This is a genomic window from Brevibacillus composti, assembly GCF_016406105.1.
In the GTDB taxonomy this organism is placed as follows: Bacteria; Bacillota; Bacilli; order Brevibacillales; family Brevibacillaceae; genus Brevibacillus; species Brevibacillus composti.
Genome location: NZ_CP066308.1, coordinates 1316518 through 1332500 on the forward strand (window position 1 = coordinate 1316518; position 15983 = coordinate 1332500).

Annotated in this window: 17 protein-coding genes (1 of these 17 running past the window's edge); 9 read left to right on the top strand and 8 right to left on the bottom strand. The window is 55.8% G+C overall.

Annotation, left to right across the window (positions count from 1 at the left end; genetic code table 11):
* Positions 1–23 precede the first annotated feature (23 nt).
* Positions 24–1379, bottom strand: coding sequence for an MFS transporter (locus tag JD108_RS06725; RefSeq protein ID WP_198829114.1), 1356 nt, complete (start codon positions 1377–1379; stop codon positions 24–26).
* Positions 1351–2070, bottom strand: a complete 720-nt coding sequence (locus JD108_RS06730; RefSeq protein WP_198829115.1) for an ArsR/SmtB family transcription factor — start codon at positions 2068–2070, stop codon at positions 1351–1353. Before JD108_RS06730 ends, JD108_RS06725 begins: the two co-directional genes overlap by 29 nt.
* A gap of 164 nt (positions 2071–2234) precedes the next feature.
* On the opposite strand from JD108_RS06730, the gene JD108_RS06735 reads away from it, so the two are divergent.
* On the top strand, positions 2235–3458 hold the full coding sequence (locus tag JD108_RS06735) for an MFS transporter (protein WP_198829116.1): 1224 nt from the start codon (positions 2235–2237) through the stop codon (positions 3456–3458).
* Positions 3459–3629: 171 nt separating this feature from the next.
* Positions 3630–4937 (top strand): MFS transporter, encoded by a 1308-nt coding sequence (locus JD108_RS06740; protein ID WP_198829117.1) that lies wholly within the window; start codon positions 3630–3632, stop codon positions 4935–4937.
* Here the strand turns inward: JD108_RS06740 and JD108_RS06745 are convergent.
* Together JD108_RS06745 and JD108_RS22560 are read right to left on the bottom strand one after the other, a co-directional pair.
* Positions 4857–5456 carry an SDR family NAD(P)-dependent oxidoreductase gene (locus JD108_RS06745; protein WP_267459316.1) on the bottom strand — a complete coding sequence of 200 codons (600 nt, stop codon included), beginning with the start codon at positions 5454–5456 and terminating at the stop codon, positions 4857–4859. The genes JD108_RS06740 and JD108_RS06745 overlap by 81 nt on opposite strands.
* Positions 5414–5635: an SDR family NAD(P)-dependent oxidoreductase gene (locus JD108_RS22560; protein WP_267459317.1), complete on the bottom strand. Its 222-nt coding sequence runs from the start codon at positions 5633–5635 to the stop codon at positions 5414–5416. Before JD108_RS22560 ends, JD108_RS06745 begins: the two co-directional genes overlap by 43 nt.
* A gap of 189 nt (positions 5636–5824) precedes the next feature.
* Between JD108_RS22560 and JD108_RS06750 the strand changes: the two genes are divergently transcribed.
* The gene (locus JD108_RS06750) at positions 5825–6040 is read left to right on the top strand and encodes a DUF1540 domain-containing protein (protein WP_198829118.1); all 216 of its coding nucleotides are present in this window, start codon (positions 5825–5827) and stop codon (positions 6038–6040) included.
* A 65-nt stretch (positions 6041–6105) separates the two neighbouring features.
* On the opposite strand, the gene JD108_RS06755 is transcribed toward JD108_RS06750, so the two are convergent.
* Positions 6106–6711 carry a 5' nucleotidase, NT5C type gene (locus JD108_RS06755; protein WP_198829119.1) on the bottom strand — a complete coding sequence of 202 codons (606 nt, stop codon included), beginning with the start codon at positions 6709–6711 and terminating at the stop codon, positions 6106–6108.
* Between the two features lie 91 nt (positions 6712–6802).
* On the opposite strand from JD108_RS06755, the gene JD108_RS06760 reads away from it, so the two are divergent.
* Together JD108_RS06760 and ltrA are read left to right on the top strand one after the other, a co-directional pair.
* The gene (locus JD108_RS06760; protein ID WP_198829120.1) at positions 6803–7561 is read left to right on the top strand and encodes a DUF456 domain-containing protein; all 759 of its coding nucleotides are present in this window, start codon (positions 6803–6805) and stop codon (positions 7559–7561) included.
* A 597-nt stretch (positions 7562–8158) separates the two neighbouring features.
* Positions 8159–9421 (top strand): group II intron reverse transcriptase/maturase, encoded by a 1263-nt coding sequence (gene ltrA / locus JD108_RS06765; RefSeq protein WP_198829121.1) that lies wholly within the window; start codon positions 8159–8161, stop codon positions 9419–9421.
* A 50-nt stretch (positions 9422–9471) separates the two neighbouring features.
* Here the strand turns inward: ltrA and JD108_RS06770 are convergent, their stop codons facing one another.
* The gene (locus JD108_RS06770; RefSeq protein ID WP_198829122.1) at positions 9472–10023 is read right to left on the bottom strand and encodes a DUF84 family protein; all 552 of its coding nucleotides are present in this window, start codon (positions 10021–10023) and stop codon (positions 9472–9474) included.
* 112 nt (positions 10024–10135) lie between these two features.
* Between JD108_RS06770 and dapF the strand changes: the two genes are divergently transcribed.
* Positions 10136–11008, top strand: coding sequence for a diaminopimelate epimerase (dapF, locus tag JD108_RS06775; RefSeq protein WP_198829123.1), 873 nt, complete (start codon positions 10136–10138; stop codon positions 11006–11008).
* Positions 11009–11120: 112 nt separating this feature from the next.
* Here dapF and JD108_RS06780 read toward each other — a convergent pair whose 3' ends face one another.
* Both JD108_RS06780 and JD108_RS06785 read right to left on the bottom strand, forming a co-directional pair.
* Entirely contained in the window at positions 11121–12311 is a 1191-nt protein-coding gene (locus tag JD108_RS06780; protein ID WP_198829124.1) for a LysM peptidoglycan-binding domain-containing protein, read from the bottom strand.
* Between the two features lie 200 nt (positions 12312–12511).
* The gene (locus JD108_RS06785; RefSeq protein WP_198829125.1) at positions 12512–12652 is read right to left on the bottom strand and encodes a hypothetical protein; all 141 of its coding nucleotides are present in this window, start codon (positions 12650–12652) and stop codon (positions 12512–12514) included.
* A 275-nt stretch (positions 12653–12927) separates the two neighbouring features.
* On the opposite strand from JD108_RS06785, the gene JD108_RS06790 reads away from it, so the two are divergent.
* The 3 genes in view from JD108_RS06790 to JD108_RS06800 are tightly spaced (at most 39 nt apart) and all read left to right on the top strand, a layout consistent with a single transcriptional unit that may run on beyond the window.
* Complete coding sequence (locus JD108_RS06790) at positions 12928–14076, top strand: cysteine desulfurase family protein (RefSeq protein WP_198829126.1); 1149 nt, start codon at positions 12928–12930, stop codon at positions 14074–14076.
* A 19-nt stretch (positions 14077–14095) separates the two neighbouring features.
* Entirely contained in the window at positions 14096–15295 is a 1200-nt protein-coding gene (gene thiI, locus JD108_RS06795) for a tRNA uracil 4-sulfurtransferase ThiI (RefSeq protein WP_198829127.1), read from the top strand.
* A 39-nt stretch (positions 15296–15334) separates the two neighbouring features.
* On the top strand, positions 15335–15983 hold the 5' portion of the coding sequence (locus JD108_RS06800; RefSeq protein WP_198829128.1) for a fumarylacetoacetate hydrolase family protein. The gene runs 128 nt beyond the window's last position; the window shows 649 of its 777 coding nt (coding positions 1–649); its start codon is at positions 15335–15337; the stop codon falls past the right edge of the window.

A 15983-nucleotide genomic window follows, 5' to 3' on the forward strand; every position in this document is an offset into this window, starting at 1 on the left:
GCGCGGAGCAACCGCCATCCCGTTCACACAGAGAGAGGCGCCTGTTCCGCCTCGGAGGCAGGCTTCGCGGTACCGCCCGACACCCAGAGAGGGTGCTGTTCCGCTTGGCGGAAATGACGGAACATGAGCAGGCCAAGGCCGAGGACGCCGATGGCGGCGCCGCCGACCAACAGCAGGGTGTGGGCGGCCAAGATTTTCCTCTCCAGCAGGTAGGAACAGAGGGCGTAGCTGACGGGACCGAGGCCGACGGACATAAAGGTAAGCAGGGACATGACCCGGCCCAGCATATGCCCGGGAACGATCGTCTGAATATAGATGATGAGCGGAATGTTCGTCATCGCCATCATCGTTCCGGCGATCAGCATCATGGCCAAGCCGAAGGAGAGCGCACTCATCTGGGATGCGGCCGCTACTCCAAGTCCCATGGCGCTGAGGAACAGCGGGATCAGCAGAAACCGCCCGCGAAATCCATTGCACAGGCCTGCGACCGCGCCACCGATAATCGTCCCGATTCCCAGCGCCGTACTAAGCGAGCTGTACGCATGGCTGTCCCAGCCGAGCTGCTTGACGAGCAGCGGCAGTCCCATATTGACCGGACCGGAGAACATCATGTTAATCACGAGCGATGTGCCGAAGATCAGCAGCAGGACCGGAACCGTCCGCGTATAGCGGATGCCTTCGAAGATTTGACGCAGGAAAGTGCCTTTCTCGGAGGCGGGGGCCGGAAGAGAGGCGGAAGTGTTCTCCTCTGCTTCTGTCTCCAGAGGCCGCAGCCGAAGCGAATAAAGAATCAAGGTACCGGCAAAAAAAGCGCCGGACATGAGCAGAAAGGCCCAGGCGTAACTGGTGTTCCGGAGCAGGAGGGCGGCGACCAGGGGACCGCCGACCAGGCTGATCTGCTGGGCGACCTCAAGCAGGCTGTTGGCTGGAGCCAAGTGTTCGCGGCGGACGACAGAGGGCAGGATGCTGCTGCGGGCCGGCCAGAAAAAAGCATCCACGGTACCGAACAAAAAGGCGGTGAGATACGCCGCATAGGGCAGAGATTGGCTCGCTGCCAGCCCGTCCTGTAAGAGCAGGAGGCCAAACCCCGCGATAATGACGCCGCGCGCCAGGATGGAGGCAAACATGATCCATTTGCGATTGTACTTGTCGGCTGCAGCGCCGCCCACCAGCATAAAGATCAGCCGGGGGATCGACATGCAGAGCAGCGTCGTTCCCAAAATCGCTTCAGATCCGGTGACATCGACGATAAACCAGGAGAGCGCAATGAAAAAAGCGCCGTCCGCGAGAGCAGACAGGAGATTTCCCGTCCAGAGACGGAGAAACTGGCTGTCTTTCCACAGGTTGTGCTTAGCCTTGGGAGCCGCTGTTTTTGCCATCGGTTTCCACCCTCCTGCAAATTTTCTCCACGGTCACATCATCGATCCACTCGTAGCCCGGCGGCAGGGATTCATCCTCCGCCGTGTAAATCTGTTCATCCGTCATAAATCCGACGGAGACAAAATAGAAAATTTCGTTTGTCTCTGCGGCTTCTCCCGAGGCGATGCGGTGTTGATGCCGCTTTTCCATTTCATCCAGCTCGTTGAGAAGGGCGCGGTACTTCATCAGCCATGCCTTGATTTCCTCCCGGGGAGCCTTGACCTCCCCATTGCAGGCCAGCACAGGGGGACGCTTTTCTTTTTCCGTGAAGTAGAGGAAGGACTCTGGGGGAGCATTGTACAAGCGATGAATGCTGCTGCGCAGATGATTCAGCATCGTCTCCTGCAAAAGCATGGTGTCTTCCTTCAACGAGGGGAGCAAGGATTCGCTCACTTTGAAGTCATAGGCGACAGCGCGGAAAAACTTTTGCAATATCCCGTTTTTCTCCTCCGTGCGCACGACCTCGACAAAGCCGTGGTTCTCCAGTTCTTTCAGATGGTAATGCACCTTGGAAGGGGTGAGGGAGAGGAGGGTGGCCAATTGCTTCCCGGTCTTCTCTTCCTTGACCAGATGGGTAATGATGTCCTGGCGCAGGGCGTCACTGATCGCTTTTAACTGCTCCAGCGATTCGATCACCATGTAGCGTTTCAATGCTGCTCACCTTCTTTAGGGAAATTAAACATTCAAAACTGACGGGACGATAAAATATTATTGAACGTATTGTAACAGCTGAACAGACCCTTCAGCAAGAGATTCTCTTCTTTCTTTCAAAAAAATGTTACAATACGAAAAAAACGGTGAAAGGACCATGATTCATGCCAGTCATTCTCAAACATCCCGTCTTTCGCCGTCTGTACGCGGCTCACATCATCCACATCATCGGGAATGAATTTACTTTCATCGCGGTTGTGGGTCTTTTGCACGACCTCAGCGGATCCGGCCTGTCATTTGCAGCGGGAACCGTTTTTCGTCTGCTCCCTTATGTGATGACCAGCCTGTTTTCCGGCGCTCTTCTGGAAAACTGGGATAAGCGCAGAGTGATGATCACGGTCAACCTCTTGCGCGGCATCCTGGTCAGCCTCTTTTTCTGGATTACGACGCCAGCCTACTTATGGGCTGTTTTTTTACTGTTGATCCTGGTTAACGTATGCAGCGCCTTTTTCCAGCCGGCCATGCAGGTCGCCATCGTGAGCGCCGTCCGGGTGGAGGAGCGTCTGCAGGCGAACTCGCTGCTGCAAGGGACGACCTCCTTTTTGATTATCGTCTGTCAGGGGGTCGCGGCGTTTCTCGTCTATTATTTTTCCTATCGCTTTAATTTTCTCTTGGACGCCGCCTGCTATTTCGTCTCTCTCCTCATCCTGGTCAAGCTTCCCAAGCTGGCCGAAGCGGAGGCCAAGACGAGCGACGGCTTTTTCACACGGCTTCGCGAAGGTTTTTCCTACATCCGGACCGCTTCCGGGATCAAGTCGATCCTGGCATACCAGATGGCGGAGCGCATTCTCGGCGCTTACTACATCATGCTCATGTTTCATATCTTGCAGGAGCGGCAGGAGGGCTTGTACGTATTTGGCCTCCTCGATATTCCGCTGGGGCTCGGGGGAGTTTTCGCGGGAATCGTCGTCAGCAAATGGGCGGGCGGTGCCGGGGATAAGCGGGTAAATCAGGCTCTCGGCTGGGCTTTGATCGCGATGGGGCTCGCCGTCTACGGCATTTTCCACGCGGGGCCGATCCTGCTGCTGTCTTTCGCCGTGCTCTTATGCGCATTTGCTTCGTTCAGCTCGACGATTATGGCAGTCACCCGGCTGCAGCGCGTGACGGAGCCGGATTACCTCGCTCGCGTCTTTTCGATCAGAGAGATGGCGACGATGGGCAGCTTCGCACTGGGCTGCCTGATCGTCGGATACGGAGCGGAAGAAGTGGGCAGCCCGCTCATCTCCAGCGGATTGGCGATTTTTGGGGCGGTCGCAGGGACGATATGGCTGATCGCGGCACGGATCACGCTGGGGAAAAAGAGCGACGCCTCGGACGATGTGGCGTAAATAGGGTAAAAATTAGGCACATTCTTGCAGATGCGCGGCAAGAATGTGCTTTTTCTGTGGCAAGAAAAAACGCTGAGAGGCGTGTGGATCGCTTTTAATAAACATAATGATTGAATATGTATAGATAATGATTTACAATGATGAAAAGTGGAAAAATGAGGGAGATCTATTATGAAGGAACTATGGGGTCTCGTCGCCTTTCGCTGGTACTGGTTCGGACTTTTTCTGTCGTCGCTGGGAAATTCGCTCGGCTGGATGGCCCTCGCCTGGTTCGTCATGAAAAAAACCGGCTCGCCTGTCGCGATGGGCGGAGTGGTGCTCTCCTACATGCTTTCGGCAGTGGCTGCCGGGCTGGTCGTAGGCGTCCTGCTCGACCGCTTCAACCGACAAAGGCTGATCATCTGGGATAACATCCTCCGCGGGCTGATCTTCATCGCTCTCGTCGCGGTGCTCCAGCTGGAGTCGGTGCCGCTCTGGATCATGTACGTCCTGATTGTGCTGGCCGGAATCCTGTCGCCGCTCAGCAGCGCGGGCACGCAGGCGCTCCTGCCGCGGTTGGTGCCGGACAAGGAGCTGCTGGTCAAAGCAAATGGCTTGATGGAGAGCCAGTGGCAAATCACGGGGCTGTTTGGGCCGGTATTGGCCGGGTTGTTGATCGGCGTCATCGGAGAAGGCATGGTCCTCCTCCTGGATGTGTGTGCCATGTTTGTCTGCGCCTATTGTTTTGGGCGGATCCCGTCTGCTATGCTCAATCATTCCGCCGGAACCTCCGCTCCCCCGGCAGGAGAGTTTCTCCGCTCTCTCGGGGCTGACCTCTTGACCGGCTATCGCTTTTTGCTGAGACAGCCGCAGCTGCTCTGGCTGATTTTCTTTACCTTCTTTTTTAATATGGCCTACGGTCCCCTGGAAATAGCCCTGCCGCTTTACGCCAATGCCTATCTCGGAGGAGAAGCGGTCGCCATGGGCTTCCTCTGGTCGGCGCTGGCGGCGGGAGCCCTGCTCGGATCGCTGCTGTTCTCCGTGGTGAACTGGAAAGTGCGGGCAGGCGTGACACTGGCCGCCATCATTGCGCTATGGGGGGTGACGACCCTGCCGCTGGCGTTTTTTACGCGCTTGGACATCGCGGTCATCTCGATGGCGCTGGCCGGATTCAGCTTCACCCCGTATAACATTTTGTACCGCAGCCATCTGCAAAAAAATATCCCGCCCCATCTGCTCGGGCGGGTGCTCACCAGCGTCAGGATGATCACCGGGACGGGCATGCCTGCCGGGGCTGGCGCCGCTGGCTTGCTGATTTCGGTGTTGGGGCTTCAGGGCATGTTCCTCGCCTCGTCCGTGGCTTGCATCGTGATCGGCCTACTCGCTCTGCCGCTGCTCCGCGGACTGGATGCGCCCCCGTTATTTGCGGTTCAACAGGGGAGCGAAGAGCCGCTTCCAACTGCCGGGCAAAAGAAGGTAGAGCAGGGACAGCAGATGTAGCCGGCGGGGCATCGTCAGCTCGTCCTGCCTCCTCTCCACGGCGCGCAGAATGCGTCGCGCTGTGGCTTCCGGCGTCAGCAGATAGCGGCGGACTTTGCCGCGGTAGGCGCCGGTCTGATCGGCATGATCCAAAAAGGGCGTATCGATCGGGCCCGGCATGACGCAGGTGACATGCACCCCGGTCTGCGCCAGCTCGTGGCGGAGCCCTTCGCTGAAGCGGATGACGGCGGCCTTGCTTCCCGCGTAGACCGCCGCTTTCGCTGTCGCCACATGTCCGGCCAGGGAAGCGATGTTGACGATATGGCCGGTCTTGGCCGCGATCATCATCGGCAAAAAGGCATGCGTCAAGTAAAGCAAGCCTGCCAGATTGGCATCGACCGTCTGTTTGATGTCCGCCAGACTCATTTCAGCAAAGGGAGCGAACCGTGCATAGCCGGCATTATTGTATAAGACGCTGCATCCGCAGTAGGTATTTTTTACCCAATCGGCCAGTTTCTGGCAGCTTTCCGTATCGGCCACATCGACAGGGTAACAGGCGAGAGCAGGGGGGTTCCCAGCTGCTCTGCCAGTTGGTTCAGCCTCTCATGCGTGCGGCCCGTGGCAATTACGGTATCCCCTTTGTCCAGATGCAGGCGTACCAGAGCCGATCCCAGTCCGCCCGTTGCACCTGTGATGACGACAATCTTCGGCGTTTTCATCTACACCCTCCTATTGTTTCGCTCTGCGCGCATCATTTTCTTGGATGAAATCCCAGCCGCTGCCGGGCTTCTCCCGTGCCCAGGTGCTTGGCTGTGCCCCGTTTGCTGAGCGGCGAAAAGCCACTCTGGATCTGGAAAGTATAAGCCTACCGCATGTGGTGAAGGCTAGCCCCTAGGGGGTGAATCCACATGCCAGTCGTAAAATGCAGTGTAGCAAACTGTGAGTATTGGTCCGAAGGCAATAACTGTAATGCCGACATGATCATGGTGGAAATCGACGCGCACGCCGAGGCGAACTTCAAAGAAGAGTTCGCAGGCGAGCACGGCCACGACAGCCAGCACAAGGACAAAGCCAACACATCGTCCCAGACCTGTTGTCAGACCTTCAAGCCGAAGAAAAAGTAAGCGGCCAGAAAAAAAGACGTATCCCGGTTGGGGCGATACGTCTTTTTCTCATGGCGAGGTTCGTGTCAAAGTGATTTCTCTGCGAGCGGAGGCCTATTCATCGCAAACGTGCGCACCAGTTCCTCTACCTGCTCCCACGAATGTACGCGATGAATGAGCGCGGGCAAACTTCCCTGGTTGTACGGCGTATCGAACAGCAGGATCGGTATCTGCAATTCCTCGGACAGCTGCAGCGCGTTTTCCAGGCGGTCCTCCAGGAAGAGATCTACCTGCCATTTTTTCGCGGCGGCCAGTTTGTCATGGGAGCCGATCAGATCCACTTCATGAAAAGGGATATGGTACCGGGAGAACCAATTGAGCGTGACGTCCCGGTGGCGTGCCTCCCGGGCGCTGATGTAGATCAGACGATGATGAGGGTACCAGCCCCGTAGCACCGAATCAGCGGTCCCGTGCACGGGGGCCTCGTTGTACAGGCGCTCTCCGTGCTTGCTCAGCCAATCTTGAAAGGCCTCTTCCGTGATATTGTATACCTTCGCCAGATCGTAGGCGAAACAGTCCTCGTACCGCAAATGTTTGCCAAAACTTTCGTTCATCATAGGCACGATACTGCTTGGTTCTGTGACGGTTCCATCAATATCGATGCCAATTCTTAGGGTTGTCTCTGGTTTCATCCTCTCGCCTCCAGTTTAAATTGTACACCGAAGGCAGAGAATAAGGCTACTTCCTTCACCACAATCCTTGTGAAAAGGGGCTGAGCATACCATGGCGTACGACGATAACGAACGTATGAATGCTGAGCGGAAGGAAGCAGACAACGGGCTTGCTGAGATGGTCGATCAGCGGGACACGGAGTTTGCTGTTGACAGTTGGATGGGGGCCGTCTTTACCCCTCAGGAGAACAACAACACCAAACAGAACATCGAATACGATCCGGAGACGCAAACAGAGCGGTACCTGGGCGAACAGAACGCCACTCCTGCGGGGGAGCAGAATGTGAGTCCTCCAGGTGAACAGAATGCCACTCCTGCGGGCGGACAGTTTATCATTCCTGCTGGTGGACAGACTGTCAGTCCCTCGGACGATCAGATCGTCAGTCCCGCCGGCGGCGAGAATGTCAGCGCCACGGGTGGACAGGAAAGCCCCGCTGACTATCCGATCCAGGCTGATGTGAATGCCGTCCCGACCCGTACCACTGCTGAGCGAACGAACGATTACGATGTGGAATCGGCGGCAGAAATTGCCGAGCCGATCCGTGGTACCCGCCAAGCCGATCAGAATCAGGCGCAAACGCAGGCACAGGCTGATCCCGAAAACGGAGCCAGCGGACTGGGAATGACGGGACTGGGTCTCTCCATCCTTTCGCTTTTCCTGCTTCCGTATCTGATTGCTCCTGTTGGGATTATCCTGGGATTCATGGCGTTTCGCCGTCAGGCCCGGACTCTTGGCGTATGGGCTATGATTGTGGGTGCCGCTGCCCTCATCGGGGCGCTGATCGTGTACCCGTACTTTGTGGCCCGGTAGAGCCAAGGAAAAAACCTCTCCTTTTTGGAGAGGTTTTTCTTTTCGTGCGCCCGGCATGGGCGGTAGCTATAGGGTGAAAGTCCTGAACGGGGGTTGGCTGTACCAACCGTTAGCTCAAGGCAAGGGTGTCCGCCGTGAGGCGGAATCTGAAGGAAGCCGGCGGCAAAGTCCCGACCTGAGGTACACAAACCCGATTCGAGGCTGCTGTACTCGGGTGAGCCTGCGCAACAAGGTAAAGCCCTATACAGCCAAGGGGTATAGCAGTATATCGGGCAGGTACATGGGATGAAAGTTACCGCTCTTACCCGGGGAGGTCTGCATGGAATGCCTACTGCTGTTGGCAACCGCCTCCGTGAGGAGGCGCTGAACATGCAGAAGTCAGCAGAGGCCATAGTACCCAATCGGGGACACCCGGTGGGGAAGGGCTGAACATCAAGTCAACACATGTTCCCAACTCCTTTCGATACGATGCAGCGAAGCAGAAATCCAGTTTGGAACTTCCTCTGGATAGCAGGGGTGAAGCCCCGAGGGTACAGAGAAGGGCTGAGCATTGTACGGCAAGACTGGTGACATGTGTGCGGAGAGAGGAGTATCGTTATGGATCTGCTGGAGAAGGTTCTGTCACGGGAGAACCTCACGGCTGCCCTCAAACGGGTCGAAGGCAACAAGGGCGCTCCGGGAATCGACGGTGTTACAACCGAACAACTGCGCGACTACCTTCGCGAGCACTGGGCGACCATTCGGTCGCAGATCGAGGCGGGAACTTATAGACCATCTCCTGTCCGCAGGGTCGAAATCCCGAAACCTGACGGAGGAGTGCGGCTACTAGGTATCCCTACTGTGGTGGATCGCCTGATCCAGCAGGCTATCCTGCAAGTATTGACTCCCGTCTTTGACTCGGATTTCTCCAACTCCAGTTTCGGTTTTCGCCCAGGACGTCGTGCCCACGACGCCGTGCGAAAGGCGAAGCAGTTCATTGAGGAAGGATACCGGTACGTGGTCGACATCGACTTGGAGAAGTTCTTTGATCGAGTGAACCACGACATCTTGATGAGTCGTGTAGCACGGAAGGTGAAGGACAAGCGTCTCCTGAAACTGATCCGTGCTTACCTGCAATCCGGGGTGATGGTCAACGGGGTGTGCGTCACAACGGAGGAGGGCACACCGCAAGGTGGCCCTTTAAGTCCGCTCTTGGCCAATATTCTACTGGATGACTTGGATAAGGAGTTGGAAAAGAGGGGGCACCGTTTCTGCCGTTATGCGGACGATTGCAATATCTATGTACGCACGAAACGCGCGGGGCAACGGGTAAAGGAGAGTGTGGAGCGATACCTGACCAGGGTACTTAAACTCAAGGTAAATCAACAGAAAAGTGCGGTGGATCAGCCGTACAAGCGAAAGTTTCTTGGATTTAGTTTTGTTCCAGGAAAAGAGGCGCGAATACGGCTACATCCCAAATCGATTACCCGGTTGAAAGAACGGATTCGTCAACTGACTAACCCTCATTGGAGCATTTCCATGCAGGAGAGAATCCGGAAACTCAACCAATACCTTATGGGATGGATTGGGTATTTTGCGTTGGCCGAGGCGAAAAAGCACCTGTTGCGAATAGAGGAATGGATTCGCCGAAGGCTCCGGCTCTGTCTGTGGACGCAATGGAAACGAGTTCGAACGCGATATCGCGAACTTCGTTCGCTAGGTCTCTCCCATAATAAAGCACTGGAAATTGCAAACACCCGCAAGGGGGCATGGCGGACAACGAAAACTCCGCATATGCACAAAGCCCTTGGCGTCGCCTACTGGCAACAACAAGGGCTGTTGAGTTTGGTACAGCGATATTTCAAACTTCGTCAAGCTTGATGAACCGCCGTATACCGGACGGTACGTACGGTGGTGTGAGAGGACGGGGGTTAGTCACCCCCTCCTACTCGATAGCGGTAAAACGGCGAGACAAACGGCACCAGCGCCGCGATCACGGCATCGCGGAAAACCTCCGCCCGCTGGATTTTGCCCTCGGTCAATAGGCCGTAGGCGCCTCCCTTCTGATTGCTGCCAGTCGTTCCGCTCCATTCGTCAATGACCGTTCGGAGCTCAACTCCCTCCCGCTGGATGCGTTCGACCGCCTCATTGGGGATCGGGAAGGCAAGTCCTTTGCCCAGAAACACGCGCTGGCCGTCCCATGCCGCACAGACGGAGATGAGGTACCACTGCTGTGTATGCGTGCTGTCGTATGTAAGGCCGCCTTCCAAACCTAATCCGATGCCACCCGTCTCTGTCTGCTCCAGGGCTGCCTTCGCCCGATTGATCGCGCCCTTGATCGTCTCTTCCTCGGAGAGCGGCTGGTCGGAGATTCCCGAGGGGACGGACACGCAGACCGGATCGATGCCGGTTGCCAGTCGGACCGCTTTTACCTTGGCTTCGTTCTTCGTGCCCAGGACGAGTTTCAAACCGGAAAAATCCATGTTTTCTGCCTCCACTCTTTCCAAACTAGAGGTAGTATACCACGACTGTGAAAGGCGATGTTCTGTGATAAAATAGGGGAAGAAGAAAGCCGAACCGAGAGAGGAACCAGCGATGAATTTTACCAAAATGCACGGATTGGGAAATGATTATGTCTATGTTAACTGTTTTGAAGAGAAGCTGGAGGGGGTAGACCTTCCGGAATTGGCCCGCAGGGTCAGCGACCGTCACTTTGGCATTGGCGGAGACGGTCTGATCTTAATCATGCCTTCTGATCAGGCGGACTTTCGGATGAGAGTCTTTAACAACGACGGCAGTGAAGCCAAGAACTGCGGGAACGGCTTGCGCTGTGTCAGCAAATATGTGGTGGACCACGGTTTGACCCAGAAGACCACGTTTACGGTGGAGACGCTGGGCGGTATCGTGGCTCCACAGGTGCGCTTGGGCGAGGATGGCAAAGTCGAATCCGTCACGATCGACATGGGAGAGCCGCGTTTTACCCGCGCCGCGATCCCGATGACGGGAAATCCGGAGGAAGAGGTCGTAGAATATCCCTTTACCGTCGAGGGACGTACTTTTCCCCTGACGGCCGTCTCCATGGGCAATCCCCATGCCGTTCTGTTCGTGGATGAGCTGCGGGAAGAGGATGTCACGATCTGGGGTCCTCCTATTGAAAGGCATGAAGCCTTCCCCGAGCGAACCAATGTCGAGTTTATTCAAGTCTTGAATCGCCGGGAACTCTTGTTTCGGGTATGGGAGCGCGGGTCGGGAGTGACGCTGGCCTGCGGTACAGGAGCCTGCGCCGCGGCTGTAGCCGCCTGTCTCAGCGGAAAAACAGAGCGTACCGTCACTGTTCATCTGGCCGGCGGGGATCTGACCATCGAGTGGCGGGAGAGCGACAATCGGGTATACATGACGGGGCCGGCGACCGAAGTGTTCCAGGGCGTGTACGCCGGGCCGCTTCCAATGATAGAAGACAGCGTGTGATAAACCTGCTTTTGACCATCTGGTAAAAGGGAAAGTCCGCTTCGGAGAAGATTCGCCGGAAGCGGACTTTTTGGCATCTGCGGAAGTAAGGAATGGAAGGGATGGGCTGGGCTTATCGGGCGAGACCAGCGGCTGTTTTAATGGCCGCTTGATGGTCGGGATCGATCAGATTATCCTTGTGCCGCAGACTATTGCGAAAATGGATGTCAAAGTGGCCGTCGAAATTATTGTCGGCGATATATTCCATGCTGTGAGGCATGGATGTCATCGAGGCCGCCAGTTTTCTGCCGTTCACCTCGACCACAACGGGGCGTACCTGCCAGGAATAACGGCCGCCCCAGACCTCTTTGATCATCGCCGCGTCCGCAGCTGTGAGCGGCTCTGTATCCGAGTGAAAAGCGCCAATCGTCCGCTTGACCCGGAATTGCTTTTTCGTCTCAAAATCGGTCACGACAGCGACAGCATGGATCGGCATGAGGTACTGGGCGGCCTCGAACCAGTCGAGATACTCTCCATACGCTTCGCCGGGAGTTGACGTGACCGGGATGTGATGCACCGGAATTTTTACGGTTTGACCGATTTGCAGGTAGTCGCTTTCAGAGAACTTGTTTACCTGCAGGAATTCGTCCCGGGGTATTCCGTGCGCGATCGAGATCGTCCAGGGTGTGTCGCCTTTTTTGACCGTATAGCTGGACAGGGTAACGGAAGGCTTGTCCGGCGTGACAGGGACCGGTTCGCTGGACGAGACCTGCTTTTGCGGAATCACCAGCTTTTGTCCGATCCAGATTTCGCTCGACTTCAGCTGATTGGCCTCGACGATGGCCGAGATGGACACCTGGAAGCGTTCGGCGATTTTCCAAAGCATGTCGCCTTTGACGACCGTATATCGGGTAGAGCCGTATGGAGCAGTTGGAGAAGGTGCAGGAGCGGGAGCTGTCTGCGATGACGGAATCAGCAAGGTTTGTCCGGCGAGCAGATCCGTGCTGGTCATCCGGTTTGCTTCCATGATGGCCGGAATGGTCGTGTTGAAAGCATCGGCAATTTTCCACAGAACATCGCCGGAGTGCACGGTATACACTTGGGAAGCGGATGGTATGTACAGGCTTTGACCAACCAGGAGCATGTCCGACTTCAGTTGGTTGGCTGCTTTGAGTTGATCGACGGTCACGTTATGCCGGTAGGCGATGTTTCCTAAGGTATCGCCAGCCTTTACCGTGATCGTTTCGGCTGAAGCGTGCGCAGCAGGAAGAAAGGAGGCGGCGAGTAGTAGACTGACTATGCGTTTCCAAGACGTGCTCTTCATCGTTGTCTGTCCCCCTTGGTGTTTCGCACTTGATGTGCAAATTGTGTAACAATATTGTAAACAGAGGAAACAGCTTCTTTCATTGGAGAAATGCTTCCTCCATTGGCAGGGGCATCCAGCAAGCAGACACAAAAAATGCGTGGAAGTCGGCACCTGTGTGTGCGTCCCTCCACGCTAATGGATCATGTGCAAGCGGATGTTCAACCGTTGTACACCTCATTTAGATAGTCGGTTTCAGCCTTGTCAAACTTGGGGTGGTTCAGCTTTGTCAGCTCGGCTTGAAGTCTTTTCAGCTCCGCTTCCATTTTGCGGATTTTCTCTTGCATCGCTTGTGCAGTCATGGTGACTCTCTCCTCTTCGGTGATATGTTATCTAAATTTACTGACTATTTTAACGAATGGGCGCATACCTGTAAAGATCGCTTTGGCAATGTAAGCGCTTGTATCTGTGAAGGAATTATGAACGTTTGCTCGGCGTGTTTGAAAAAGGGGTAGTGGCCGGAGAAATCTGGGGGAAAATAGAACACAAGCACGCTTCTCTCTATGTGAAAGGAAACATCTCATGGTATGATGAAGGGTAGACTTTGGGTAATCGCCCATAGGGGAGTTGTGTACCGGTGATTTATTTCGACAACAGCGCCACGACCCGTCCGTATCCTCAAGTCGTTGAGGTCGTGAAGCGAGCGATGGAAGCCTATTATGGAAATCCGTCCTCGCTCCATCAAAAAGGGTTGGAGGCAGAGAGTGTACTGAAGCAGGCTCGCGCGGTAGCGGCGCAATACCTGGGCTGCAAGCCGTCGGAAATCCTGTTTACCTCCGGAGGAACAGAGAGCAATAACACGGCGCTCAAGGGCGTGGCGTTTCAATATCAGGGCAGGGGCAAGCACATCGTGACGACGAGCGTGGAACATCCTGCCGTATACGATGTTTGCAAGCAGCTGGAGGCGTTCGGTTTTACCGTCACCTACCTGCCCGTCGATCGCGAGGGACGCGTCTCGGTGGAAGACGTCAAAAAGGCTGTTACGAGCGATACCATTCTGGTTTCGGTGATGCACGTCAACAACGAGCTGGGCACCATTCAGCCGATTGCTGAAATCGGCGCGTGGCTGAGACAGTTTCCAAAAACCCTGTTTCATGTCGATGCCGTCCAGGGCGTAGGCAAAGTGCCGCTTCGCCTCAAGGAGTGGGGGATTGATCTGGCCAGCATCTCGGCCCATAAATTTCATGGTCCGCGCGGGATCGGCATTTTGTACAAGCGCGAGGGGCTGATCATCCAGCCTTTGCTCACCGGCGGAGGGCAGGAAGGCGGCGTACGCTCAGGTACGGAAAATCTGCCCGCGATCGCTGGCCTTGCCAAGGCGTTTCGCTTGATGACCGAGGAAGGGAGCCGGGATGCCGAGCATATCGCGGCACTGACCCGTCAATTGCGGGCGGGGCTCGCCGCAATCCCGGAGGTTGTCATTAACACGCCGGAGCAGGGGAGTGCGCCCCATATCATCAATCTTTCTTTTCCCGGGATGAAGGCGGAGGTCATCCTTCACGCGCTGGAGGAGCGAGGCTTCCTCGTGTCCACCAAATCAGCCTGTTCCTCCAAGAAGGACGAGCCGAGCCGCGTACTGATGGCGACGGGCATGGACAAAGAGCGGGCGCTGTCGGCGATCCGCATCAGCTTGGGACGAGAGAATACGGCGGATGAAGTGGAAGCATTCCTGGCCGCTGTAAAAGAAGTCAGCAGCGTCTCTTCTTATCGAAAAGCAAAAGTGTGAGGATGCAAAGGAGCCAATCATGAACTACGATGTTATTTTGATACGCTATGGCGAGCTCGCCTTAAAAGGAAAAAACCGCGACCAGTTTGAAGACGCCCTGGCGAGCAGTGTAAAGAGTGTCTTGCGTTCGTTTTTCAAAATCAAAGTGCGCCGCAGCTATGGCCGCATGTATGTCGAGCTGCATGGCGAGGATGCACAGGCCGTGATGGAACGGCTGAAGCGGGTATTCGGCATTTCTTCTTTCAGCCCGACTATTCAGGTCGAACAGGATGCCGACGTGATTAAGGAGAAGGCGCTCGAACTGATCCGCCAGCTCCAACCGGAGCCAAAAACGTTTCGGGTCGAGACCCGGCGCGCGGACAAGCGCTTTCCGATTGGTTCCATGGACATGAATCGCCTGGTCGGGACGCATATCTTGCGCAATTTGCCGGCGATCAAGGTGGACGTCCATCAGCCGGAAACCGTCGTCTACATCGAGATCCGCGCCGAGGGGACTTATATCAGTTGTGAAACGATTCCGGGACCCGGCGGACTGCCTGTCGGCTCTGCTGGCAAAGTGATGCTCCTCCTCTCCGGGGGGATCGACAGTCCGGTGGCAGGCTGGATGGTGATGAAACGGGGAGTGACGCTGGAGGCGATTCATTTTCACAGTCCGCCGTTTACGAGCGAACGCTCTTTGGAAAAAGTCCGCGATCTGGCGCACAAGTTGACCAAATGGGGCGGGACGATCCGCCTACACGTGGTACCCTTTACCGATATTCAGACAGCGATCCGCGAGCGTTGCCCGTCCGACTACCTGATTACGATCATGCGCCGGTTCATGATGCGCATCTCGGAGCGGATCGCCCGGGAGAATCAGGCGTTGGCGCTGGCTACCGGGGAGAGCCTCGGCCAAGTAGCCTCGCAGACTTTGGAGAGCATGAACACGATTAATGATGTCGTCGACATTCCGATTCTCCGCCCGTTGATTGCCTTGGACAAGACGGAGATCACCACGATTTCGCGGCGCATTGACACGTATGAGCTGTCCATCTTGCCTTTTGAGGATTGCTGCACGATCTTTACACCAAAAAATCCGGTGACGAGACCGAAGCCGTACATGGCAGCGCGATTTGAAGAAAAGCTGGATGTGGACGCCATGGTGGAAGACGCGATCAATCGCACGGTGGTCGAGGAGATCACGTCCAAGCCTCGCGAAGCGATTCACGATTTGTTCTAGCGCAGGGGAGAAACCAAACAAGTTAACGGGGGGAGAGCAATGATCGTCCGGTATGAGCGGAATGGCAAGGTAAAGCATGGCTGGATGGTGGAAGAGGAACAAAAGGTCAGAGTGATTGAGGGGGACATCTACAAGCTGCAGGGCGGCAAACCGATCATGACAGGCCTGGAATTGCCGCTGGATGAGGTGGTGCTGCAGGCTCCGTGCACTCCGAGCAAGGTCGTCTGTATTGGATTGAACTACTACGACCACGCAGAAGAAATGGGAATGCCCATCCCAGCCGAACCGGTGATGTTTCTCAAGCCGTCCACGACGGTAGTGGGTCCGGGGGAACCGATTGTCTATCCCCGGTTGACCAAGCAGCTTCATTATGAAGGAGAATTAGCTGTCGTCATCAAGAAAAAAGCCTACCAGGTGAAAGCAGATGAAGCGGAGGAGTATATTCTCGGATATACCTGTGCCATTGATGTGACAGCCAGAGACCTGCAGCATCAGGACGGCCAGTGGACGAGATCGAAGAGCTTCGACACCTTCTGCCCGCTTGGCCCTGCGATTGCGCCGAAGCTGGATCATCAGGATTTGCGTATCGTAACTCGCGTCAATGGAGAGGTCAGACAGGACGCCTCCACGAAACAGTTGATTTTTTCCGTGCCTCAATTGGTTGAGGCAGTTACCGCTGTCATGACGC

What these genes read in the sequence shown, in the direction of transcription:
- JD108_RS22560 (WP_267459317.1), bottom strand. Translation starts at nt 5,635, where the DNA reads ATGAAAACGCCGAAGATTGTCGTCATCACAGGTGCAACGGGCGGACTG.
- JD108_RS06735 (WP_198829116.1), top strand. Translation starts at nt 2,235, where the DNA reads ATGCCAGTCATTCTCAAACATCCCGTCTTTCGCCGTCTGTACGCGGCT.
- JD108_RS06760 (WP_198829120.1), top strand. Translation starts at nt 6,803, where the DNA reads ATGGCGTACGACGATAACGAACGTATGAATGCTGAGCGGAAGGAAGCA.
- JD108_RS06725 (WP_198829114.1), bottom strand. Translation starts at nt 1,379, where the DNA reads ATGGCAAAAACAGCGGCTCCCAAGGCTAAGCACAACCTGTGGAAAGAC.
- JD108_RS06785 (WP_198829125.1), bottom strand. Translation starts at nt 12,652, where the DNA reads ATGACTGCACAAGCGATGCAAGAGAAAATCCGCAAAATGGAAGCGGAG.
- JD108_RS06750 (WP_198829118.1), top strand. Translation starts at nt 5,825, where the DNA reads ATGCCAGTCGTAAAATGCAGTGTAGCAAACTGTGAGTATTGGTCCGAA.
- thiI (WP_198829127.1), top strand. Translation starts at nt 14,096, where the DNA reads ATGAACTACGATGTTATTTTGATACGCTATGGCGAGCTCGCCTTAAAA.
- JD108_RS06740 (WP_198829117.1), top strand. Translation starts at nt 3,630, where the DNA reads ATGAAGGAACTATGGGGTCTCGTCGCCTTTCGCTGGTACTGGTTCGGA.
- JD108_RS06770 (WP_198829122.1), bottom strand. Translation starts at nt 10,023, where the DNA reads ATGGATTTTTCCGGTTTGAAACTCGTCCTGGGCACGAAGAACGAAGCC.
- JD108_RS06755 (WP_198829119.1), bottom strand. Translation starts at nt 6,711, where the DNA reads ATGAAACCAGAGACAACCCTAAGAATTGGCATCGATATTGATGGAACC.
- JD108_RS06780 (WP_198829124.1), bottom strand. Translation starts at nt 12,311, where the DNA reads ATGAAGAGCACGTCTTGGAAACGCATAGTCAGTCTACTACTCGCCGCC.
- dapF (WP_198829123.1), top strand. Translation starts at nt 10,136, where the DNA reads ATGAATTTTACCAAAATGCACGGATTGGGAAATGATTATGTCTATGTT.
- ltrA (WP_198829121.1), top strand. Translation starts at nt 8,159, where the DNA reads ATGGATCTGCTGGAGAAGGTTCTGTCACGGGAGAACCTCACGGCTGCC.